Source organism: Pseudomonas sp. VI4.1, from assembly GCF_002029345.1.
Lineage (GTDB): Bacteria > Pseudomonadota > Gammaproteobacteria > Pseudomonadales > Pseudomonadaceae > Aquipseudomonas.
The window spans coordinates 26716-48807 of record NZ_MULM01000173.1 but is presented as its reverse complement, the minus strand read 5'-3'; the positions used below and the strand labels follow the sequence as shown (position 1 = coordinate 48807).

General features: G+C 60.7%; 19 protein-coding genes and 1 riboswitch. Of the genes, 13 read left to right on the top strand and 6 right to left on the bottom strand.

What is annotated here, in order from left to right; all coding sequences use genetic code 11:
• Nucleotides 1-105 precede the first annotated feature (105 nt).
• From BZ163_RS24025 to BZ163_RS23990, 8 genes are all read left to right on the top strand, one after another.
• Nucleotides 106-438 carry a YceK/YidQ family lipoprotein gene (locus BZ163_RS24025; RefSeq protein WP_128872937.1) on the top strand — a complete coding sequence of 111 codons (333 nt, stop codon included), beginning with the start codon at nucleotides 106-108 and terminating at the stop codon, nucleotides 436-438.
• 176 nt (nucleotides 439-614) lie between these two features.
• The gene (locus BZ163_RS24020; RefSeq protein ID WP_128872879.1) at nucleotides 615-2372 is read left to right on the top strand and encodes a carbamoyltransferase; all 1758 of its coding nucleotides are present in this window, start codon (nucleotides 615-617) and stop codon (nucleotides 2370-2372) included.
• Nucleotides 2356-3486, top strand: coding sequence for a glycosyltransferase (locus BZ163_RS24015; protein ID WP_128872878.1), 1131 nt, complete (start codon nucleotides 2356-2358; stop codon nucleotides 3484-3486). Before BZ163_RS24020 ends, BZ163_RS24015 begins: the two co-directional genes overlap by 17 nt.
• On the top strand, nucleotides 3486-4382 hold the full coding sequence (locus BZ163_RS24010; RefSeq protein ID WP_128872877.1) for an antimicrobial resistance protein Mig-14: 897 nt from the start codon (nucleotides 3486-3488) through the stop codon (nucleotides 4380-4382). The genes BZ163_RS24015 and BZ163_RS24010 overlap by 1 nt, the downstream gene beginning before the upstream one ends.
• 8 nt (nucleotides 4383-4390) lie before the next feature.
• Nucleotides 4391-5821 carry a PIG-L deacetylase family protein gene (locus tag BZ163_RS24005; protein ID WP_128872876.1) on the top strand — a complete coding sequence of 477 codons (1431 nt, stop codon included), beginning with the start codon at nucleotides 4391-4393 and terminating at the stop codon, nucleotides 5819-5821.
• Nucleotides 5818-6774, top strand: a complete 957-nt coding sequence (locus BZ163_RS24000) for a glycosyltransferase (RefSeq protein ID WP_128872875.1) — start codon at nucleotides 5818-5820, stop codon at nucleotides 6772-6774. The genes BZ163_RS24005 and BZ163_RS24000 overlap by 4 nt, the downstream gene beginning before the upstream one ends.
• Before the next feature lie 56 nt (nucleotides 6775-6830).
• A complete protein-coding gene (locus BZ163_RS23995) occupies nucleotides 6831-7592 on the top strand; it encodes a glycosyltransferase family 2 protein (protein WP_128872874.1) in 762 nt (253 codons plus the stop codon).
• A gap of 45 nt (nucleotides 7593-7637) precedes the next feature.
• On the top strand, nucleotides 7638-8735 hold the full coding sequence (locus BZ163_RS23990) for a glycosyltransferase (RefSeq protein WP_128872873.1): 1098 nt from the start codon (nucleotides 7638-7640) through the stop codon (nucleotides 8733-8735).
• Here the strand turns inward: BZ163_RS23990 and BZ163_RS23985 are convergent.
• Complete coding sequence (locus BZ163_RS23985; protein ID WP_256579107.1) at nucleotides 8730-9296, bottom strand: toluene tolerance protein; 567 nt, start codon at nucleotides 9294-9296, stop codon at nucleotides 8730-8732. The genes BZ163_RS23990 and BZ163_RS23985 overlap by 6 nt on opposite strands.
• Before the next feature lie 150 nt (nucleotides 9297-9446).
• Between BZ163_RS23985 and BZ163_RS23980 the strand changes: the two genes are divergently transcribed.
• From BZ163_RS23980 to hldE, 3 genes are all read left to right on the top strand, one after another.
• A complete protein-coding gene (locus BZ163_RS23980; RefSeq protein WP_128872871.1) occupies nucleotides 9447-10619 on the top strand; it encodes an O-antigen ligase in 1173 nt (390 codons plus the stop codon).
• A 15-nt stretch (nucleotides 10620-10634) separates the two neighbouring features.
• Nucleotides 10635-12443, top strand: coding sequence for a lipid A export permease/ATP-binding protein MsbA (gene msbA, locus BZ163_RS23975; RefSeq protein WP_128872870.1), 1809 nt, complete (start codon nucleotides 10635-10637; stop codon nucleotides 12441-12443).
• A gap of 180 nt (nucleotides 12444-12623) precedes the next feature.
• A complete protein-coding gene (hldE, locus tag BZ163_RS23970; RefSeq protein WP_128872869.1) occupies nucleotides 12624-14048 on the top strand; it encodes a bifunctional D-glycero-beta-D-manno-heptose-7-phosphate kinase/D-glycero-beta-D-manno-heptose 1-phosphate adenylyltransferase HldE in 1425 nt (474 codons plus the stop codon).
• 243 nt (nucleotides 14049-14291) lie between these two features.
• Here the strand turns inward: hldE and BZ163_RS23965 are convergent, their stop codons facing one another.
• From BZ163_RS23965 to BZ163_RS23950, 4 genes are all read right to left on the bottom strand, one after another.
• A complete protein-coding gene (locus BZ163_RS23965; RefSeq protein ID WP_128872868.1) occupies nucleotides 14292-15260 on the bottom strand; it encodes a metal ABC transporter ATPase in 969 nt (322 codons plus the stop codon).
• Nucleotides 15261-15292: 32 nt separating this feature from the next.
• Nucleotides 15293-16105: an aldo/keto reductase gene (locus BZ163_RS23960; RefSeq protein WP_128872867.1), complete on the bottom strand. Its 813-nt coding sequence runs from the start codon at nucleotides 16103-16105 to the stop codon at nucleotides 15293-15295.
• Complete coding sequence (locus tag BZ163_RS23955) at nucleotides 16102-17277, bottom strand: FAD-binding oxidoreductase (RefSeq protein WP_128872866.1); 1176 nt, start codon at nucleotides 17275-17277, stop codon at nucleotides 16102-16104. Before BZ163_RS23955 ends, BZ163_RS23960 begins: the two co-directional genes overlap by 4 nt.
• A 177-nt stretch (nucleotides 17278-17454) precedes the next feature.
• Complete coding sequence (locus BZ163_RS23950; protein WP_008027887.1) at nucleotides 17455-17787, bottom strand: multidrug efflux SMR transporter; 333 nt, start codon at nucleotides 17785-17787, stop codon at nucleotides 17455-17457.
• Between the two features lie 103 nt (nucleotides 17788-17890).
• Here BZ163_RS23950 and BZ163_RS23945 point away from each other — a divergent pair, with 103 nt between their 5' ends.
• Nucleotides 17891-18811: a LysR family transcriptional regulator gene (locus BZ163_RS23945; RefSeq protein ID WP_128872865.1), complete on the top strand. Its 921-nt coding sequence runs from the start codon at nucleotides 17891-17893 to the stop codon at nucleotides 18809-18811.
• Entirely contained in the window at nucleotides 18804-20081 is a 1278-nt protein-coding gene (gene waaA, locus BZ163_RS23940; RefSeq protein ID WP_128872864.1) for a lipid IV(A) 3-deoxy-D-manno-octulosonic acid transferase, read from the top strand. The genes BZ163_RS23945 and waaA overlap by 8 nt, the downstream gene beginning before the upstream one ends.
• 178 nt (nucleotides 20082-20259) lie before the next feature.
• Here the strand turns inward: waaA and BZ163_RS23935 are convergent, their stop codons facing one another.
• Nucleotides 20260-21693, bottom strand: a complete 1434-nt coding sequence (locus tag BZ163_RS23935) for a TolC family outer membrane protein (RefSeq protein WP_128872863.1) — start codon at nucleotides 21691-21693, stop codon at nucleotides 20260-20262.
• A gap of 192 nt (nucleotides 21694-21885) precedes the next feature.
• Nucleotides 21886-21991: riboswitch (TPP riboswitch) on the top strand.
• The last annotated feature ends 101 nt before the right edge of the window (nucleotides 21992-22092 follow it).

Genomic DNA, 22092 nt, shown 5'->3' with positions numbered 1-22092 from the left:
AGAGGACAATTTTTTCTGAAAAGTCCTACATGATCTCCAGACCTCATGAACTATGCCCTGAATAGCGACGATGCTAGCTTGCCTGATGTATTTCGAGGGCAGGTAGTGGCTATGAAAAGGGCTGTTGTAATCGGAGCACTCTCACTGGTTTTATCCGGCTGCGGAACCGCCGTTACGGTACTGCAGGATGACGCCGAAACGGCAAAGGATCTGCGGCAGAGGCAGACCTACTGTCAATCCATTCCCCGTGCCTACAGCGGTCTGGCCTATGATTTCTGCATACTCAATTCGCCGCCCAGTCAGACGGCAGGTGGAGCGCAAGTAGGCTTTATTCCACTGATCTTTTTCGACCTCGTTGCTTCCGGGGTACTGGACACGGTCCTCCTGCCTTACACCCTTTATCGCCAGAGCGAGGACGGAAGCCTCTGGATCAGGTGAGGGCTCCGCACTGCAATGCCTTCTGCCGCGACAGACTGGTGTGAACAACCGCAGGGTCATTCCCGCCATGTTTACGCTATAATCCCGCCCTTTAGCTGCCACTCGCCCCTTGCGAGGGGCACATCAATTTTCGAGGCGCCCTGCGCCTGCATGCAGACTAAAGAGGCTAGACCCCTGTGGCATTGACGATTCTTGGCCTGTCCGGCGCCCTTAGCCATGATCCTTCCGCCGCCCTGTACATCGACGGCAAGCTGGTCGCGGCGGCTGAAGAAGAGCGCTTTGTTCGCGATAAACATGCAAAGAACCGCATGCCTTACGAATCGGCGAAATTCTGTCTCGAGCAGGCCGGCATCAAGCCGTCCGACGTTGACGTGGTAGCGATTCCATTCGCGCCGATCAGCCTGTTCGGCAAGGCCCGCTGGCAGTACGCCAAGCGTTACTGGTACGCCCCGGACCGCGCCCTTGACGCCATCCTGATGGGCAACCGTCGCTACAAGCGCTATCGCAACAAGATTGTCTGGTGCCTCGAGCAACTGGGCTTCGATCCGAAGAAGATCAAGATCGAGCCGGTCGAACACCACCTGGCCCACGCCTCCAGCGCTTACCACTGCTCCGGCTTCAAAGAGAAAACCGCGATCCTGGGGATCGACGGCAAGGGTGAGTACGCCACGACCTTCTTCGGTTACGGCGAAAACGGCAAGATCCACAAGATCAAGGAGTTCTTCGACCCGGACTCCCTCGGCGGCCTGTATGGCGCGATCACCGAGTTCCTCGGTTTCGAGATGCTCGACGGCGAGTTCAAGGTCATGGGCATGGCGCCGTACGGCGATGCCAGCAAGTACGATTTTTCGCGGCTGGCCTCGTTCGAGAACGGCGAGCTGGTAGTCAACACCGAGTACGCCAACGTCATCGGCCTGCGTCGTTATAAAGAAAAGGGCAAGGGTTTCTATTTCTCGCCGAAGCTGATCGAGTGGCTGGGTCCCAAGCGCGAAGGCGACATCGCCGACGAGCCGTACATCCACTACGCTGCGAGCATGCAGGCGCTGTTCGAGAAGCTGGCGTTGCAGATGATCGACCACTACCTGGGCGATGTGCTCAAGGAAACCGGCAAGCTGGCCTACGCTGGCGGCTGTGCGTTGAACGTCAAGCTCAACCAGAAAATCATCGCTCGCGATGACGTCAAGGAACTGTTCGTCCAGCCTGCGTCCGGCGATGCCGGCACCGCGGTGGGGGCGGCAGCTTACGTGTCCCACGCCCGTGGAGTACCGGTCGAGAAGATGGAACACGTTTACCTCGGCCCGTCCTACAGCAACGAAGACGTGATCGCCGCCTGCGCGCGTCACCCGAGCAAGCCTGAATGGCGCAAGCTCGAGAACATGCCGGAAAACATCGCCAAAATCATGGTCGATGGCAACCCGGTGGCCTGGTTCCAGGGGCGCATGGAGTTCGGTCCGCGGGCCTTGGGCGGTCGCTCGATTATCGGTTGCCCGAGCGCCGTTGGCGTGGCTGACCGGATCAACCACCAGATCAAGTTCCGCGAGCGCTGGAGGCCTTTCTGCCCGTCGATGCTCGACACCGTCGCCCCACAGATGATCAAGATCGATCACCCGGCGCCCTTCATGACCTTCACCTTTGAAGTGGCTGAAGAGTGGAAGACCCGCGTGCCCGAAGTCGTCCACGAAGACGGTACCTCCCGGGCCCAGGTACTCAAGCGCGAATACAACCCGCGCTACTACGACATGATGAAGGCGCTGGAAGTGCTGACCGGTAACGGCGTCTCGCTGAACACCTCGCTCAACCGTCGTGGCGAACCGATGATCTGCTCGCCGACCGATGCCCTGAACATGTTCTACGGTTCCGATCTACAGTATTTGATCATGGAAGATATCCTGGTGGTCAAAGAGGGCGCGAACGCATATGACACGCTCGGCTGAACGCCATGTGCTGCAGTTCTGTCACGGCTATGACGGGCCGTTCCTGGACTGCGCAAGGCAGTATGCCAGCCTGTTCGCGGGGACCGGTTATCGGGTGACCACGGTGTTTCTGACCGGGGTTGCCGATGCCGAAGTCGCCGCGGGTTGCGCTTCCGATGAAGTGCTGTTCATGGAATACAGCTCCAAGGCCATTCGCGGCCTGAAGCTGGGCGCCATCGGCGATCTGCGCAAGATCGCCGCCTCGCGCAATTTCAGTTTCTGTATTGCTCACCGATTCAAGCCGATTTATATCGCCTTGCTCGGCACGTCGTTGCCGGTGATTGGCGTGCATCATGCGTTTGACGATTACAAGCGCGGCACCCGCAAACTCTTCGCCAATTTTTTCCGCAAGCGCCTGAGCCTGCTTGGCGTTTCCGATGCGGTGCGTGACGACATGCGCAGTTGCCTGCCGAAATGGCCGGCCGCGCGGATACAAACGCTCTACAACCGGATCGATGTCCAGGCCTTGCAGGAGAGCCAGGTGTCGGTTCGCGAAGCTCGTGAAGTCCTCGGTCTGTCGATGGATGCCTGGATCGTCGGCAACGTCGGGCGACTGCACCCGGACAAGGACCAGGACACGCTGTTGCAAGGTTTTGCCACAGCGCTGCCGGGTTTGCCGGTCAACAGCCAACTGGTGATTCTCGGCGCCGGTCGACTGGAGCAGGACCTCAAGGCCCTCGCGCGTGAGCTGGGCATCGGCGACCGCGTGCTGTTCCTCGGCCAGGTGCCCGAGGCTCGGCGTTATTTCCGTGCCTTCGATGCATTTGCCCTGAGCTCCGATCACGAACCGTTCGGCATGGTGTTGCTGGAGGCCATGGCCGCCGGTGTGCCGCTGCTCGCCACGGCGTGTGGCGGCGCGAAGGAAGTGGTCGAAGGCGTAGGTATTCTGTTCCCGCTGGGCGATGCCGGGCGTTTGGCCCAAGGGCTGCAACATCTGGCCGCCATGGACGAGCAGCAACGTCACCAGTGTGCCGAGCTGATGCTCGACCGCTTGCAAGAACGCTTCTCCGACCGCGCGGTGCGTGACGCCTTCTGGCGTTTGCCGCCTGTTACCGAACTGGCACCGAGGGGCTGATGCTCAACCGATTTCAAGGCTGGCGCGAACGTGGCTGGACGGCAGTCGACGCCTCGACTTACGCCGAGGCCTGGCAACGTTATGGCGGCAGCGTCGCCACTCATCCCATGGTGGTCGAGCGGCTGGCGCAGTTGGCTGGCATCCCGGTGCGTTACCTGGCCTGGGAGCAGCACGGCGAAGTCAAAGCCGCGATCCCGACCTGGGGTCGCGACCTGGCCTTATCCAAAGAAGTGCTCAAGCGCCAAGGAAAAAAGGGCTTGTACGACCTCGGCAACGCCGAACTCATTCTGCCGGCCGCTGCCGATGCCCAGGCGCCGCTGCGTCATCGCGGGCGCTATCTGTCGGCGCTGAACGAAGGCCGCTTTACCGGCATCAGGTTGCAGGCCGAACAACTGGCCATGGCCCGCACTCCCGAAGAACTGTCGAAGAAGTTCCGCTACAACCAGCGCCGCGAATTGCGTCTGCTGGAAGAGGCGGGCGGAGTGGTGCGACCGGTCAGCGAGTTTTCCAGCAGCGAGCTGGCGGCCATCTATTGCGACCTGTTCCTGCGCCGCTGGGGGTTCCCGGCGACGGGCGCCGAACGCATGGCCGAGGTCATCGAGTTGCTGCGTGACCTGTTGATCGGCTCGGTGATTTTTCTCAACGATGCGCCGATAGCGATTCAGCTGGTCTACCGTGTGGTGACACCCCAGTGGGTCAGCGTCGAGTACATCAACGGCGGCGTCGATCCCGAAACCCGTGAGTTCAGTCCCGGCAGCGTCTTGAGTTTTCTCAACACCCAGAGCGCCTGGGAGCATGCCCGGGCGCTGGACAAACCCCTGCGCTTTTCTTTCGGGCGCGCCGACCGTGAATACAAGGATCGCTGGTGCAACCCTGTGCCGGTATTCACCGTATGAGCCAGCCCATGAATCGCAAACAGCAACTGCTCAAGCGCCATCGGCGCAACAAACGCATCGGCCTGTTGATTGCGCTGGTGGTGTTGATTGCCTGCGGCGTGCTGGTGGTCTGGTGGCTGCCGGTGGTGCTCGCGGTTCTGGGCTGGATTGCCCACGAGGCATGGTTTGCCGACCATCTGTTTTATTCGCCCACAGACGATTATCAGTACAGCTTCCCCCCGTACACCCAGCAGCCCAAGGTGCATCTGGACGGGGATCGGTTGCGGCTGGACGAGGGCGTGATGCTGGTCGACAACGCCACCCTGATCTTGGCGCTGCGGATAAAAAGCACCTGGCTGGGACGCTTTATCGATCCCGTTGTCGAGCTGGCGGGTGGGGCTGATCCGGACCGCCAGACCTTCGAGCGTGGCGTCGATGGTTTGCGTTACCTCAATCTTACGGGGCAGGCTTCTGTGCTCTCGCAAGGTGAGTTGCGTCTGCGCGGACGTTTCTGCCGATTGCTCGGCGAGCCGGTGCTCTCGGCGTTCGAACATCCGGATTACAGCCGTCAGCGGGTGATGGTGATCGCGCCCCACGCCGACGACGCCGAGCTGGCCGCATTCGGCTTGTACAGCGGCACCGAACAAAGCTGGATCGTGACCATCACCGCCGGTGAAATCGAGGCCGGGCACTACCGGCAGATGGGGCTCGATGGCGTCGAAGCGTCTCGGCTGAAGGGCTCGCTGCGCGCCTGGGACAGTGTCAGCGTTCCGTTGTGGGGCGGCGTGCCTCAGCAGCGCTGCATTCAACTGGGCTACTTCTGCCTGCAGTTGCCTGCCATGCAAAGCGCACCGACCGAGGCCGTAGCGTCCCGTGAGGCTCAGCTGGGCGATACCCGATATTTCCGCCGATTCAATCCATTTGCCTTGGGCAGTGACGTTGATGGCCTGCCATCCTGGAATAATCTGCTGGCTGACCTGCGTGAATTGATCGAACGCATCGAGCCTCAGATCATTGTCTTGCCGCACCCGCACCTGGATCCCCATCCGGACCACCTGTGCTCGCAGCAGGCGGTGATGCAGGCATTGAGCGGCACGACGTGGCAGCCTGAAACCTTGTTGCACTACGCCAATCACTTGCATGACAACGATCGCTGGCCAATGGGCGACGCGGGCACGGGCGTAGCACTGCCGCCCCAGATCGGAGTCCATGAATCGTTGCGTCCCTGGACGCTGTGTCTGTCGACCGACAGCCAGTGGCGCAAGGCGATGTCGCTGGGCATGATGCACGACCTTCAGCCCCGGCCGCCCTTCAAGCGCCTGCTGCGCCGAGCGATACAACGTTGCCTTGCGGCTCGACGCTGGCGAGCGTTCGGCGAAAACGATTTTCTGCGTAAAACGGTACGACGCCACGAATTGTTCTGGGTCCAAGAGTTGTCTGGAAAGAGAGAGTCCAATTGAAAGTCCTGTTTCTGGTACAGAAAGAGCAGCGGGCGATTCTCGATCGACTGTATGACGGCATCGCCGAGCATTGCGAGTGCGACAAGCGCGAATTGACCAGTGAAGAGCAGGACGACTTGCGGGGGTATTTTCGCAAGCATGTCGATGTGACCCGCTATGACCGTATCGTGTTTTTTCTGCGCTTCAAAAAAGAAATCCGGCAGGTAAGGTTCATCCGGACCGTGCCCAACCTGGTCATTCTTGAGCACGATGCCTACCAGAATTACATTCCGTGCAAATACACCGGCAAGTTCAGTGCCCATTACCGCAAGCTGCCCTGGGCGCGGGTGATCAGCTCGGGTTTCATGGTCAGTGAGCGTTTGCGCGCAGAGGGCTTCGACGCGGTATTCGTGCCGAAGGGCTACGACCAGACATTGCTGCAGGACCAGGGGCGTGAACGGGATATCGAGCTGGCGTTTGTCGGCAGCACCAACAGCGTCGCCTACAGTGGCCGCAAGGCGCTGCTCGATGAGTTGGGACGAGTCGAATCGATGGTCGTCACGCGCACCAAATCCGGTGAAGAGTACTGCGACACACTCAACCGCATTCGCTTCTTCGTCAGCGCCGATGTCGGCATGGGCGAATTCATGATCAAGAACTTCGAGGCCATGGCGTGCGGCTGTGTGTTGCTGGCCTACGATCAGGGCGCTTCGGAAAGCAGCGCGCTGGGTTTGCAGGACATGCATAATGTGGTGCTCTACCAAGATGTCCCGCAGCTCCAGCAGAAGCTGGCCGTATTGCGAGCCGACCCGGAGCTTGCGCAGCGCATCGCCGCCAATGGTCGCGAACTGGCGGTCAGTCAGTTCAGTTTTGCGCGGATTGGCCAGCGTATCGTCGAAGCGCTCGAGCCTGCACTGCGCCCTGGCGCGCCGCTGGGGCTGCTGGAAAAAGTGCGCCTGAAACTGGGCGTTTGACAAGGGTTGGTCAGCCATTGAGATGGCTGGCACTTTGACTTTTAATCGGGAATCAGGTGCACTTTTCTAACGAAAGTAACATCACATTAGTGGTCACCAGCTGTGGCCGCCTGGACCTGCTCAAAATAACTCTCGAGAGTTTTGACCGGTTCAATACCGCCGCCATCCGCGAAGTCTTCATCACTGAAGATGCAGGGGACGATCAGGTGCACTCGGTCATTCCCGCCCATTGGAAAGATCACTGCACGGTGTTCGTCAATCGCCCGAAGCTCGGCCAGTTGGCGTCGATCGATCTGGCGTACGAACACGTCAGCACGCCCTACATCTTTCATTGCGAAGATGACTGGGAGTTCTATCGCCCGGGGTTTGTGGAAGACTCCATGGCCATCCTCGAGTTGCGCCCGGAAATTCTCCAGGTGTGGTTGCGCAACTATATTTACGATCTGTGTGTTCACAGCCCCTACATTCACCAGGGCGCCCGCGAAATTATCGGTGGGGTGCCGTGTTACCCGCTAATCTCCGATAAGCCCGAGTGGCAGAGTTTTTCGCTGAATCCCGGGCTGCGTCGCATGAAGGAATATCGACTCTGCGCCCCATTTGCCGAACACGGTGGGGAAAAGGCGTTGTCGCAGCGTTACGCACAGCTCGATTTGACTGCCGTGACCCTGGAAGGGGATGCCGTTCGGCATACCGGATTTGGCCTCCATGTACAGACGTCGATTGAACGTCGGCGCAAGGTGCGCCGCAGTCGACGAGACCATGTGAAGTCCGGATTGTTTCTACTGCTGGGAGTCTGCATTGGCTGGTTCATCAACTAAGTGCACCGCTTGTCACCCGGGACCCTTGCATTGGCTTGTTGCTCTATGAATATCCTTAACGTCATGTGGTCCGGTGGTGCTCCATACGCATCGATTCACAAGGTTCATCAGCAAATTCTCTCGCAGGCTGGTCCCACTGCATCAGTGAAGACCTGGTTGCTGCAAGGCAGCGTGTCCGAGTGCGGGCTGAGCGTAGGCGATGCCCGGGAATGGAAACTGTCCTCTGCCCGCTTGAAGGGGCGGCATTTCTGGCGGCTGACGAAGCCCTGGATGCAGGCCGGCTTTCAGAAGGCGCTCATGCAGAGTGAGGCGCAGCTGCTGCTGCTCGATGGTTTGGGCGTCGCACGCACGCTGTTGCCGCTGCTCAAAACGCTGCCACATATCCGCGCGGTGGTGATTTTCCATGGCTCCACGCGTCTGCGTGCCACGGATCGAGCGCTCTTCGAGCAGCTCACTGCGTCTTCCCGGCTGACCTTGGTTGCAGTGTCCAATACCTTGGCCACCCAGTTGAGCGACGACCTCCAATTGCCCGTGATGACCCTGCGCAGTGCGTTCGACCCTGCCTCCTTCCGTTCGGCAGTGCTCTCGCGAGAGCAGGCCCGTGCCCGGTTGGGATTGCCCCTGGATCATACGCCGGTGCTCGGTGCGGTCGGACGATTCGAGGACAAGAAGGGTTTTGCGTGTCTGTTCGAGGCCTTTACTTCGGCCTTGCAGCAACGACCCGACCTGCGCCTGGTGATCATCGGCGAAGGATCGACCCGGGCAGCGCTGCAAGCGCGCATCGACCACCTGGGATTGAATGCCCGTGTCTCGTTGCCCGGTCACCTCAACGAGGCTGCGCAGCTTTACAGCGCCTTCGACTGGGTCGCAATCCCTTCACTCAGCGAGGGGCTGGGGTTGATCATGCAAGAGGCCGTGATGGCGGGCGTGCCGGTCATCTCCAGCGACTTGCCGGTGTTCCGCGAGCAGTTGGCTCATACGGGCTGGTATGCCCCCGTCGATGATGTCAGTGCCTGGAGCGATGCCATCTTGCGCGCGTTCAGCGTCTGTGCGAAAAACGTCGCCGCGGAGCAATATCTGGAACTGGCGCCGGACCAGGCCTGGTCGGACTTCAGTCAAGTCGCCCGCCGATTGCTCTCATGACGGCAGAACGGCTTGCTCCAGCGCTTGCATTGGAAAGCTGCCGTTCAGGTTCTCTCGTGCAATATAGCGGGCGAAGTGTTGCAGGTTGCGCTTGATCAGGTGCCTGGGCAGCGGTGCCCGCATGAAACGCATGTCCGCCACGTCGATCAGGCCCATCCGATTGTCCGGTGTCACCACGATGTTTCCCAGGTGCAATGAACGAAAGTAGATCCCCGACGAATGAAGACTGCGTATCAGGCCCGCCAGAGCAGGCAGGTTCTGCTGCCAGTTGAAACCTTCCTTGTCGGCAATCTGGCGCAGGGTTTCTCCAGGCAGGGGCCGGTAAAGCACAGCCGTCATGCCCGGGGCTTGCAGTTGGAAGAACTGCAGGACCTCAAAGGTGGGCACACCCAGTTTTTGCAGTTCGATGGCATTGTCGATGAAGCGCTTCGAATACGGACGAAACAGGGCGGAGGAAAAAATACGCTTGCGCCTGAACAGTTTGAGGATATTCCCGTCCTGCAACAGGTAGACTTTCGGGCCGAAGCTATCGGCCTCCAGTATTTTGGCGCCTTCAATCATTCGATTTAAAGCGTCTTGCGCAAGTCGGGAGCATTGCATCGTAGGAAGCCTTGTTGGAATAGCGGGGCACAGTGGCGGGCAATGATGCCGAAAAGTTTCAGTTTTAACCATGCCGGGTTAGGCGGGGCGAATCAACCAAGGAGCACATTGATGCAGGAAACACGCTGGGCGCAAGCATGGATGACGATCGGTCTGCTGTGGTTCCTGTTGGCCATCGCCGTTGCGCCTACCAATAAAGTCTATCAGCAGGGCCTGGTCGCAACGCTCTGGCTGCCGGCCATAATGTTCGCCTGGTCAACACGGGCCAGGCTCGCAGAACTGCTCGATAAACAGCGCTGGATCTACCTGCCATTGCTCGGTCTGGTGGTCTGGTCATTGATCAGCCTGTCATGGACCAATGCCGAAGACCCGGGTCGCGAAGCCAAGCGTTTGTTGTATATCGGTGTGTTTCTGCTGTTCTTCCCGGTCTTTGCCAATGCCCGACCCGAGCGGGTCATACGCGTCATGCAATGGGGTGGCCTGGGGTTGGCATTGACTGCCTTGGCGGCGATGGTCAGGTTTTATGTGATCAATGGCAGCGTCTGGTATGCGCGCGTCGAGGGGTTGGGCGAGTTGGCTCATCCGATTCTGGGGGGGTATGTCATCGGGCTGGCGGCCGTGTGGCTTGTGCATTGGGTCCCGCGGGATCGCCGGCTGCAAGCGGTCTGGGCGCTCGCGCTAGGGTTGCTGGGGCTATTTGTAGTGCTTAGCCAGAGCCGTGGTGCGGCGTTGGCGCTGTTTCTGACGTTGCTCGCCATGCCCATCTGGTGCCGTGATCGTCGCAGCCGGATCATTGCCGTGTCGGCATTGACCGTCGCGATGCTGGCTTTCTGGTTTCTCGAGCCTCTGGTGTTGGCCCGCGGCGTTTCCTATCGTCCGCAGATCCTGATGGCAAGCCTGCAAATGATCGCCGAACATCCGTGGCAGGGGTTGGGGCTGGGTGGTGCCTACAAAGTGTTCGCCGACGGCATCTACTTTGACCATGCCCATAATCTGTTCACCCATGTCGCTATCGAACTGGGCCTGCCGGGCCTGTTATTGTGGTGCGCGACATGGATTGCAATCCTGTATCAAGCCTGGAAGGCCCGGGAAACCCTCTATGGCCAAGGTGTCATCGGCATCTGGCTGTTTTCGTCCCTGGCCATGCAATTCGACGCGGCCAGCCTGACCGGAACGCCAAGGGCGGAGTGGTTCATCAGTTGGTTGCCTGTAGGTCTGGCCGGTGTTTTGGTATGGGCGCGGGCCGATTCCGGCGCTTGTGATAAAATTTCGCGTTCTTCCTAATCAGTGAGCTCTACGATGAGTGACGCACCGCCCATAGCGGGACAGGATTCCAGCTTGAAAATCTATTTTCGGCTGCTGGGGTATGTAAAACCCTATACCGGCCTTTTCCTGCTGAGTATCGTGGGCTTCGTGATTTTTGCCTCCACTCAGCCCATGCTGGCGGGGATCCTCAAATATTTCGTCGATGGCCTGAGCAATCCTGAAGCGGTGCTCTTCCCCAACGTCCCCTACCTGAAAGACTTGCAGTTGCTGATGGCCGTGCCGTTGCTGATCATCCTGATCGCCGCGTGGCAAGGCCTGGGGTCATTTCTGGGTAACTACTTCCTGGCCAAGGTTTCCCTGGGCCTGGTTCACGACCTGCGTGTCGAGTTGTTCAACAAGCTGCTGGTGTTGCCCAATCGCTATTTCGATACCCACAACTCCGGGCACCTGATCTCGCGCATCACCTTCAACGTGACCATGGTGACCGGCGCAGCCACGGACGCCATCAAGGTGGTCATCCGTGAAGGCCTGACCGTGGTGTTCCTGTTCGCTTATCTGGTGTGGATGAACTGGAAACTGACGATCGTGATGCTGGCGATCCTGCCGGTCATCGCGTTCATGGTCGGCAATACCAGCAAGAAATTTCGCAAGCAGAGCAAGAAGATCCAGGTGGCGATGGGCGACGTGACTCACGTGGCTTCCGAGACCATCCAGGGGTATCGCGTGGTGCGCAGCTTCGGTGGCGAGAACTATGAAAAGCGTCGCTTTGCCGAGGCCAGCCAGGGCAACACCGACAAACAATTGCGCATGACCAAGACCGGCGCGGTGTACACGCCCATGTTGCAGTTGGTGATCTATACCGCCATGGCGGTGCTGATGTTCCTGGTGCTGTTTCTGCGCGGCGACGCCTCCGCCGGTGATCTGGTGGCCTACATCACCGCGGCGGGTCTGTTGCCCAAGCCGATTCGACAGCTGTCGGAAGTCAGTTCGACCATCCAGAAAGGCGTCGCCGGTGCCGAAAGCATTTTCGAGCAGCTGGACGTCGAACCCGAGGTCGACAACGGCACCGTCGAACGTGATCGCGTGAGCGGCCACCTGGAAGTGCGCAACCTCAGTTTCACGTACCCGGGGACCGAGCGCGAAGTGCTGAAAAACATCAACTTCACCGCGGCACCGGGACAAATGATCGCCCTGGTCGGGCGCTCGGGGAGCGGCAAGTCGACCCTGGCCAGCCTGATTCCGCGTTTCTATCACCACGACGTCGGCGAAATCATGCTCGATGACGTGGAAATCGAAGACTATCGCCTGCGCAACCTGCGTCGGCATGTGGCGCAAGTCACGCAGCATGTGACCCTGTTCAACGACACCATTGCCAACAACATCGCCTACGGCGACCTGGCCGATGCACCGCGTGCCGATATCGAGAAGGCCGCCACGGATGCCTACGCGATGGACTTCATCTCGGAAATGCCCCAGGGGCTGGACACTCAGGTCGGGGAAAACGGCGTGTTGCTGTCCGGCGGACAGCGTCAACGCCTGGCGATTGCCCGTGCCCTGTTGAAGAATGCACCCTTGCTGATTCTCGACGAAGCGACGTCGGCGCTCGATACCGAGTCCGAGCGGCATATTCAGGCGGCCCTGGATCACGTCATGAAAGGTCGCACCACCCTGGTGATCGCGCACCGCTTGTCGACCATCGAGAAAGCCGATCTGATCCTGGTCATGGACCATGGGGAAATCGTCGAGCGTGGCACCCACGCCCAGTTGCTGGCGCAAAACGGCTACTATTCGCGCCTGCATGCGATGGGCCTGGACGAGCCGGTGTCGGCCGGCATCGCCTGAGCCGGCGAGAGGGTGGGCCTGGCTCACCTCTCGCACGCCCGACGTGCAATGCGTCCGGTGATATGTGCTCAGCCATCAATAGAAATCCGAGCCGAATCATCCCGTTGCAGCCGTCACACTAGCCCACGCCAAGCCTGTGTTAATATCGCGCCCCTGTTCATTCTGTATGTGGGTTGCACCATGAAGTTGTCCATGCCGCGATTCGATCAAGCCCCTGTCTTGGTGGTCGGCGATGTCATGCTCGACCGTTACTGGCATGGTGGTACCTCACGGATTTCCCCTGAGGCGCCGGTACCGGTGGTCAAGGTCGAGCAAATCGAGGACCGCCCGGGCGGTGCCGCCAACGTTGCGTTGAACATTGCCGCCCTGGGTGCCCCGGCGTCGCTGGTCGGCGTCACTGGCGACGATGAAGCCGCCGACAGCCTGGTCAATAGCCTCAAGGGCGCGGGCGTGCGGGCCTTGTTCCAGCGCATCGCGCACCAGCCAACCATCGTCAAGCTGCGGGTCATGAGTCGTCACCAGCAACTGCTGCGTATCGACTTCGAAGAACCCTTCGCCACCGACGCCCTGGCGTTGGGCGAGCAGGTCGACGAACTGCTCGAAGGCATCAAGGTGCTGGTACTGTCGGACTATGGCAAAGGCGCGCTGAAAAACCATCAGGTGCTGATCCAGGCCGCCCGTGCCCGTGGCATTCCGGTGCTGGCCGACCCCAAGGGCAAGGATTTCTCCATCTACCGTGGGGCGAGCTTGATCACGCCGAACCTCAGCGAATTCGAAGCCATCGTCGGTGGCTGCGCCGATGAGCACGAGTTGGTGAGCAAGGGTGCGCAGCTGATGCATGACCTGGACCTCGGCGCATTGCTGGTGACCCGTGGCGAACACGGCATGACCTTGCTGCGTCCGGATCATCCGGCGTTGCACCTGCCGGCCCGTGCCCGTGAAGTGTTCGACGTGACCGGTGCCGGCGACACGGTGATTTCCACCCTGGCGGCAGCGATTGCCGCCGGTGAAGAGCTGCCCCACGCGGTGGCCCTGGCCAACCTGGCGGCGGGCATCGTGGTCGGCAAGCTCGGTACGGCGGCCATCAGCGCCCCGGAACTGCGGCGGGCCATCCAGCGTGAAGAAGGTTCCGAGCGCGGTGTGCTGGGGCTTGAGCAACTGGTGCTGGCGGTCGCCGATGCGCGTGCGCACAACGAGAAGATCGTCTTCACCAATGGTTGCTTCGACATTCTGCACGCCGGCCATGTGACTTATCTCGAACAGGCGCGGGCCCAGGGCGATCGTCTGATCGTGGCGGTCAACGACGATGCGTCGGTCAGCCGTCTGAAAGGGCCGGGTCGTCCGATCAACAGCGTCGACCGGCGCATGGCCGTACTGGCGGGCCTGGGCGCTGTGGACTGGGTGATCAGCTTCCCTGAAGGCACCCCGGAAAACCTGCTGCGCGAAGTCAAGCCGGACGTGCTGGTCAAGGGCGGTGATTACGGGATCGAGCAGGTGGTCGGTGCGGACATCGTGACCACGTATGGTGGCATCGTGAAAGTGCTGGGGCTGGTTGAAAACAGCTCGACCACGGCGATTGTCGAGAAGATCCGCAAGTCCGAATGACAACCCACCTGTAGGAGCTGGCTTGCCAGCGAAGGTCGTCAACGATAACGCGTGTATGCCTGAATCAACGCGGCGTCCTCGAGTGCATCGCTGGCAAGCCAGCTCCTACAGGGTGAGGGTCGTCAACGATAACGCGTGTATGCCTGAATCAACGTGGCGTCCTCGAGACCTTCGCTGGCAAGCCAGCTCCTACAGGGGTTGTGTACACCTGTAGGAGCTGGCGCAGGCTGCGATCTTTTTCTTTCAGGAGCTGACTTTTTTACGCGGCACGATCTTTTTCAGCAGTTGCTTGGCCTTCCCACGTAGCCGCGCCAGGCCGGAATCCTTCCCCGGCGGGTTCAACCCCTGCTCCCGCACCCAATCCTTCCAGCGAATCCGTTCATCGCGTACCAGCCAGCCTTCCTGTCGGGCGAAGCTTTCTGCCAGGTACAACCCGCGAGTACTCGCCGGGTACAACTGATCCTTTTTCAAGGTAAAGAGCTCGGCCATTGGCTGGCCGTCTTGCAGTGGCATCAAATAAAGGTCGGGACGCTTGCGGTCGAGCCGGGCCACCAGTTGATCGCCTTCCAGTCGCTCGTCGACATGAAACAGGCTCAGGGATTTGGCTTCCTTGGGGACTTCCAGGCGCAGGTCATAGATCAGTTGCAACGACGCCGTCGGCAAGTGCACGTAAGCCCGCGGACGTTCGATCAGCTGAAGGTTGGCGCAACGCACCGGGCGCGCCGCGCCTGACAACGGGGTCAGGCGAAAAGGCATGGCTTCACGGTAATGCAAGGCTGAAGAGTAGGGCGCCGGTAACCACGTATCGTTGAAGCGTCCGCCGAGCCAGCCTTCAGGCGTTTCCAGCAGGCACTCTTCGGCAATCTCCTGGATCGCGGTGTGAAGCGGCAGGTTCAGTTCGTGGGCCGGCACGTAGCCGGAGATCAGCTTGAGCACCACATCGCCGCGGTCCTGCCGCCGTTGACGCACCAACACCCAGTAATCGCGATTCTGCCAATGCAGGGTTAAGCGCACCGAGACGCCGAGATTGGCCAGCTCCAGCGCGAAACGTTCGGTGTCGGCTACGGCCACCGGGCGGCGACGTTGCAGGGTCTGGGAAAAATTGAGCGGCATCCCGACGCTCTGATAACTCAAGCCTTCGGGGGTCGCTTCGACGAATAACGGCAGGGTCTTGAAGTTGCTCGGGTTCTTTCTTATGAGCGTACGCGGCATGTCGGCTCCTGCTTAAGGCCGCGTCGGCGGCGTCAGTTTCTACGTAGGACCTGGGCAGCGGTCGCGACGTTGTGGGCGAGGTGCAGCGGATTGATGGTCCCGACAATAGCACTGGCGACACCCGGATGTTCAAACAACAATTCGAAGCTGGCGCGCACCGGGTCCACGCCCGGGCTCAGGCAGACGTGACCGCTGGCGAGGGCTTTTTTGACCAGAATGGCTTTGCCATGGGCAGCAGCATAGTCAATGACCGGCTTCTCGTTCTGTTCGTTCAGATTGTAGGTGACCATGGCGCAATCACCTTGTTCCAGAGCCTTCAAGCCGCCTGCGACGGTTTTTCCGGAAAAGCCGAAACCGCGAATCTTGCCTTCGGCCTTGAGTTCGGCAAGGGTCGCATAGGCTTCGCTGTCATTGAGGATCGCCAGGTCGTTGCCATCGGAGTGCACCAGCACCAGGTCAATAAAATCCGTTTCCAGACGTTGCAGGCTGCGTTCCACCGAGAGTCGGGTATGCGCCGCACTGAAATCGTGTCGGGACTGACCGTCGGCAAACTCTTCGCCGACCTTGCTGACGATTACCCAGTCCTGACGCTGGCCGCGCAATAACGGGCCAAGGCGTTCTTCGCTGCGGCCATAGGCCGGTGCCGTATCGATCAGGTTGATGCCCAGGTCGCGCGCGAGTTTGAGCAGCATGCGCGCTTCGTCATCGCCGGGGATCTGAAAACCGTTGGGGTACTTCACACCTTGGTCGCGGCCGAGTTTTACCGTGCCCAGGCCCAGGGGCGAAACCAGCAGGCCGGTGCTGCCCAGAGGGCGATGCAGATCGTGCAGGGTGGGTTGGCTCATGGCAGCAGTTGTTCCCAGGCTGGAATGCCCATCGGTGGTTTTGGCAGTTCGGGCAGCGGTGCCGGATGGCCTGGCTGGATGCCATCCCGTTGCAATGAACTGATGACGCGGTCGGCGAAGTCTGGCGCGAGTGCCAGTTTGGTGGGCCAACCGACCAGCAGCCGGCCCTCTTCGGCAAGAAACGCGTTGTCGGGGCGGGTCAATCCGGATTGTAGCGGCTCGGCGCGATCCACGCGCAAGGTCGCCCACTGCGCCGTGCTCAGGTCGATCCATGGCAGTAATTGGCCGAGTTCTTTGCGGGCCGTGGCAATTTGCGCAGCGGGATCGCGGGCGACACCTTCGGCTTCGGCAATATCTCCACCCAGGTACCAGACCCATTGTCCGTCGGCCGCCGGGTGCGTGGTCACGGTGATGCGCGGTTTGGTACCACCGCCCAGGCAGTGGGCATACAGCGGTTTGAGGCCCGGGCCTTTGGCGATGATCATGTGCAACGGCCGGCGTTGCATGGCGGGATGGGTCAGCCCCAGTGTTTCAAGCAAGGTCGCGGTGCCGGCGCCGGCGCTGAAGACGATGCGCTGGGCGCGGATCTCGCGCTCGTCCACCTTCAGGCCGATCAGCTTCCCACCCTCCAGCAACGGCTCGATTTTCTGCCCGGCGAGCAAACTGTCACCCGCGAGGGCGGCCAGGCGCTGGATCAGGCTGGGTACGTCGATCACCAGTTCCGCCAGCCGGTAGACCTTGCCTTTGAAACGCTTGTCTTGCAGCGCCGGTGGCAATTGCTCACCGGTGACCTGATCGACGCGACCGCGTACAGCCTTGCTGGCGAAGAAGCTGGTGAGATTGCCGGCGAGGGTGCCGGGAGACCAGAGGTAATGCGCTTCGGACAGCAGGCGCACGCCGGACAGGTCCAGCTCACCGTCCCCGGCCAGCGCTTCACGCCAGCGACGCGGCATGTCGGCGATGGCTTCCGAGGCGCCAGTCAGGGCGCCATGCAGGGCGTACTTGGCACCGCCGTGGATGATCCCCTGGGATTTCACGCTCTGCCCGCCACCGAGGCTGGCGCTTTCCACCAGCACGGTCGAAAAACCCTGGCGGCGCAGGCGCGCATTCAGCCAGAGCCCGGCGACTCCAGCGCCGACAATCAGAACGTCGGTGGAAATAACGGATGGCATGCAGCGACCTCAGTGTTCAAGACGAGGGCGCAGTATACAGGCTCGACGATTGGAAGGGCTGAAGCACCTGTGGGAGCGGGCTTGCTCGCGAAAGCGGTGTGCCAGTCGACACAAATGTTGCCTGATACATCGATTTCGCGAGCAAGCCCGCTCCCACAGTGAATCGAGTTCCAGGTCTTAGTGCCCGGCGGTTTTGGAGAAGAGTTGAATGACGACAACCCCCAACACAATCAGCGCCATCCCCAGCATCGCCGGCACATCCAGCTTCTGTCCGTAGATAAACAGCGCCGCGACGCTGACCATCACGATGCCCATTCCTGCCCACACCGCGTAGGCCACGCCCACCGGCACGCTGCGCACCACCAGGGTCAGCATCCAAAAGGCAATCCCGTAACCGACAATCACCAGAATCAGCGGCAGCGGGGTGCTGAAGCCTTTGACGGCTTTCATCGAGACGGTGGCGATCACTTCAGCGCAGATGGCAATGGCCAGGTAGTAGTAAGCGGTCATGGGTCAATCCTCGTGTGAAGTGTTGCTATCCGAGTTCGGCATTCTAGAGCTTCTTCAGATGCGGTAAAGTCATTACCTATCTGTTATTGCGATGGGTTTGGCCATGAACATGCAATGGAATCTGGACCAGTTGCGGTTGTTTGTCAGCGTGGCGGAGCAGCGGTCGTTCTCCGCGGTGGCGCGGGATCAGCGCAAGGCGCAGTCGGCGGTCAGCAGCTCGATTGCGCTGCTGGAAGAGGACTTGGGCGTCAGCCTGTTCGATCGCAGCAGTGGCCGCCAGCCGAAACTCACCGAGGCCGGCAATGCCTTGCTGGACGAGGCGCGGGAAGTGCTGCGTCAATGTGAACGCCTCAACGGCCGGGCGCTGGCGATGATGCGCGGCCAGGAGGCTCGTCTGCGCGTGGCTCAGGATGAAGCCATGCCCTATCAACCGATCATCGAAAGCTTCGAGGCCCTGGCGGATAAATTTCCCAGTCTTGAAGTGCAGTTGACCAGTGCAGCCCAGGGCGATGTGGCGCGCAAACTGGTGGAGCGTCGGGCCGACCTGGGCCTGCTGTTTTATCACGATCAGATCCCCGAAGCGCTCGAGCGGCGGGTGTTGGGCAGTGTTGAAATGGTCACGGTGTGTGGCGTCGGGCATCCATTGGCGGAGCAGTCTCGGGTCGACTGCCAGCAACTGGCACGGTATCGGCAGTTGCTGATGTCCACCCAGTCCAGCGTCTATCCCGGCAGTGAACCCGCCAGCCCGCAAGTCTGGCGGACCGACAGTTTCTACGTAATGGCCGAATGGCTGGTGCGTGGCCTCGGTTGGGCCTGGCTGCCGCGACACGTGGTGCAATATCCGGCGTATCAAGGGCTGATGGTCGAACTGGACAGCGAATGGACCCCGCCAGCGTTGATTGTGGAACTGGTCTGGCGCCGCGACGAGCCCCTCGGTCCGGCCGCCCGTTGGCTGGCGGAACGTTTTGCCGTGCACTTGCAGGCGATTGGCGAAAAACCCGATAAACTCCGCCGCCATGAATAGAACTCTCTACACCGCGTTGTTTTACCTGGGGCTGCCATTGGTAGCGATTCGGCTGTGGCTGCGGGCGCGCAAGGCGCCGGCCTACGCCAAGCGCATTGGCGAACGTTTCTCCCTCGGCCTGCCAGCGATGAGGCCGGGCGGTATCTGGGTGCACGCGGTATCCGTTGGCGAAAGCATTGCGGCCGCGCCGATGATTCGCGCCTTGCTGCAACGTTATCCAACACTGCCGATTACCGTGACCTGCATGACCCCGACCGGTTCGGAGCGCATCCAGGCACTGTTCGCCAATGAGCCGCGTATCCAGCACTGCTATCTGCCATATGACTTGCCCTGCGCCGCGGCGCGATTTCTTGATCGGGTCCGGCCGACCCTGGCAGTGATCATGGAAACCGAGCTCTGGCCCAACCATATCCATCAGTGCGCCAAGCGCGGGATTCCCGTCGCGCTGGCCAATGCGCGCCTGTCCGAGCGTTCGGCCAAGGGCTATGGTCGTTTCAGCAAATTGACCCGGCCGATGCTCACCGAGATGAGCCTGTTCGCGGTGCAGACCGAAGCCGAGGCCCAGCGCTTCCGTGACTTGGGTGCGCGTCCGGAAACGGTCGAAGTGACCGGTTCGATCAAGTTCGACCTGACCATCGACCCGGCATTGCTGCAGCGTGCTGCCGCGTTGCGTGCGCAATGGCAGGCGCAAGAGCGTCCGGTATGGATCGCCGCCAGCACCCATGAAGGTGAAGACGAAGTGGTGCTGGCCGCTCATCGCCAGTTGCTCAGCCGTCATCCCGATGCGTTGCTGATTCTGGTGCCGCGCCATCCGGAGCGTTTCAATGCGGTGTTCGAGTTGTGCCGGCAGCAGGGTTTCGCGACGGTGCGCCGTTCCACGGGCGAGCCGGTGACCGCGGGTACTTCGGTGTTGCTGGGCGACACCATGGGCGAATTGCTGTTTCTTTATGCCCTGGCCGACAGTGCCTTCGTCGGCGGCAGCCTGGTGCCGAACGGCGGGCACAATCTGCTGGAACCGGCCGCGTTGGCCAAACCGGTGCTCAGCGGGCCCCACCTGTTCAACTTTCTCGAGATCGCCGCGCAGTTGCGCAGTGCCGGGGCGTTGCAGGAAGTGGACGATGCCGAAGGCTTGGCGGTTGCGGTGCAGCGGCTGTTCGAGTTGCCGAGGGATGCGCAGCGGATGGCGGAGGCGGGGTTGAACGTGATGCGCAGCAACCAGGGGGCGTTGCAGCGGTTGCTGGATGGGTTGGGGCGGTTGATCGAGCGTTAGACCGCGCAGTCTTCATTCGCGAGCAAGCCCGCATTGGATCGCCTGCAAACACAAAATTTGTGTCAGGCAGAGATCCCTGTAGGCGCTGGCTTGCCAGCGAAGGCGTCCTCAGATTCAACAATGATGTTGGCAGACAGGCCGCTTTCGCTGGCAAGGCAGCACCTACAGGGTGGGATTTTCACGGCCGGGCTTTGAGCTGATCCGCCGCTGCCTTGGCCAGATCCGGCGGCAGGAAGTCTTTATCCGGGTTGTAGTCAGGTTTGAGATAACGCTTGAGGTCCTGCAGATCCCCCGGGTTCAACGTGCCGGCCGCTTGCTTGAGGCGCAGATTGTCGAGGATGTAGTCGTAGCGGGTGTTGTTGTAGTTACGCACCGAGGTGTACAGCTCACGCTGGGCATCCAGCACGTCGACGATGTTGCGCGTCCCCACCTGATAACCGATTTCGGTCGCTTCCACCGCGCTCTGGTTGGAGATGATCGACTGCTTGCGCGCCTGCACCTGCTCGACGTCGGTGTTCACCGCACGGTGCAGGTTGCGGGTGTTTTCCACCACTTGCCGGCGCAGGGATTCGCGCTGTTGTTCGGTCTGATCCAGGCGTGAATAAGACTCGCGAACCTGTGAGGTGGTGAGGCCGCCGCTGTAGATCGGGATATTCAATTGCAGCGCCAGCGTGCGTTGCTCGATGGGGCCGCCATAAGGCTGGGGGAATGCGTTCGGATTGCTCAAGCCGAAAGCGTCGTTGTCACCCTTCTCGTATTTCGCCACCGCATCCACGGTCGGTGCGTGACCGGCCTTGCGCTGCTTGAGGGTTTCTTCAGCCGCGCTGACCGCGTAGTTGCTGGCCAGCAGATTCAGGTTCTGCCTGGCGGCAGTGTCGACCCAGGCCTTGGCATCGTTCGGGGCCGGTGGCAGTATCGGCAAGGTGTGGACGATGCCCTGGATCGAGTTGTATTGCCGGTTGGTCAGGGTGATCAAGGCTTCGAACGCGTCGTCCACCTGGCGTTGCGCAACGATCCGGTTGGCCCGTGCCGTGTCGTAGCTGGCCTGGGATTGCAGGACATCGGTCTTGTCCGAGAGGCCGACGTCGAAGCGTTCGTTGGACTGATCGAGCTGGCGCTTGAAGGCGGCTTCTTCGGCCTTGGTCGAGGCCAGGTTGTCCTGGCTGCGCAACACGTTGAAGTAGTCTTCTGCCGTTTGCAGAATCAGATTCTGCTCGGTCGCCGAGAGTTGCAGCGCCGCCTGTTCGTTGACGTCCTTGGCGGCCTGGTACTGGAACCAGCGATCGGCGCGGAACAGTGGCTGGGCCAGGGTCGCCTGATAGGAGTTGGCGCTGCGGTTGGCAACGGCCGCCGGTTGATCGATATCGGTACGCACGTTGGCGACCTGGGCACCGCCGGAGAGGTTTGGCAACAAGCCGGCGCGGGCCTGGGGCACGACTTCTTTCTGGGCACCGTACTGGGCTCGGGCGGCGGCCAGGTCGGCGTTGTTATCCACCGCTTCCTGATAGACGCTGACCAGGTCGGTGTTGGTCGATAAGGGCGCTTCTGCTGCCCAGGCCATTCCATTGGACGCACAAGACACGGCTAGGGCCAGTGAGAGTTTGCGCAGCATGAGGCCATCCCTAAAAAATTACGCTGATAATTTGAGCGCCAAGGCTACGGCGCACGCCATACAGCGTCAAGGCGCGGCATGGCTTGGCGAGTGTAGTTGCGCACACGTTTGGCAACAATCCTGTAATTGCGCCATTCATCATGGTGTTTAAAGCGGGGTTGGCGTTCTTTGCCAGTTGTGTCTAGACTGGCCACGTTCTTGTCGGGGTGCCTTGCTATGAGGCTGAGATCGAATAATTTCGGATCCCGTTGAACCTGATCAGGTTAACGCCTGCGTAGGGAACAAGATTTCTCGTCACCCGGCGAGTCCTCTTGTGCTTCGTCCGGGATGTTGTTCGACAATCGAACAGCCCTCGTGCACCGAGCACAGCACAGCTGGTTTTTTCAGCGCCCGTGCGTC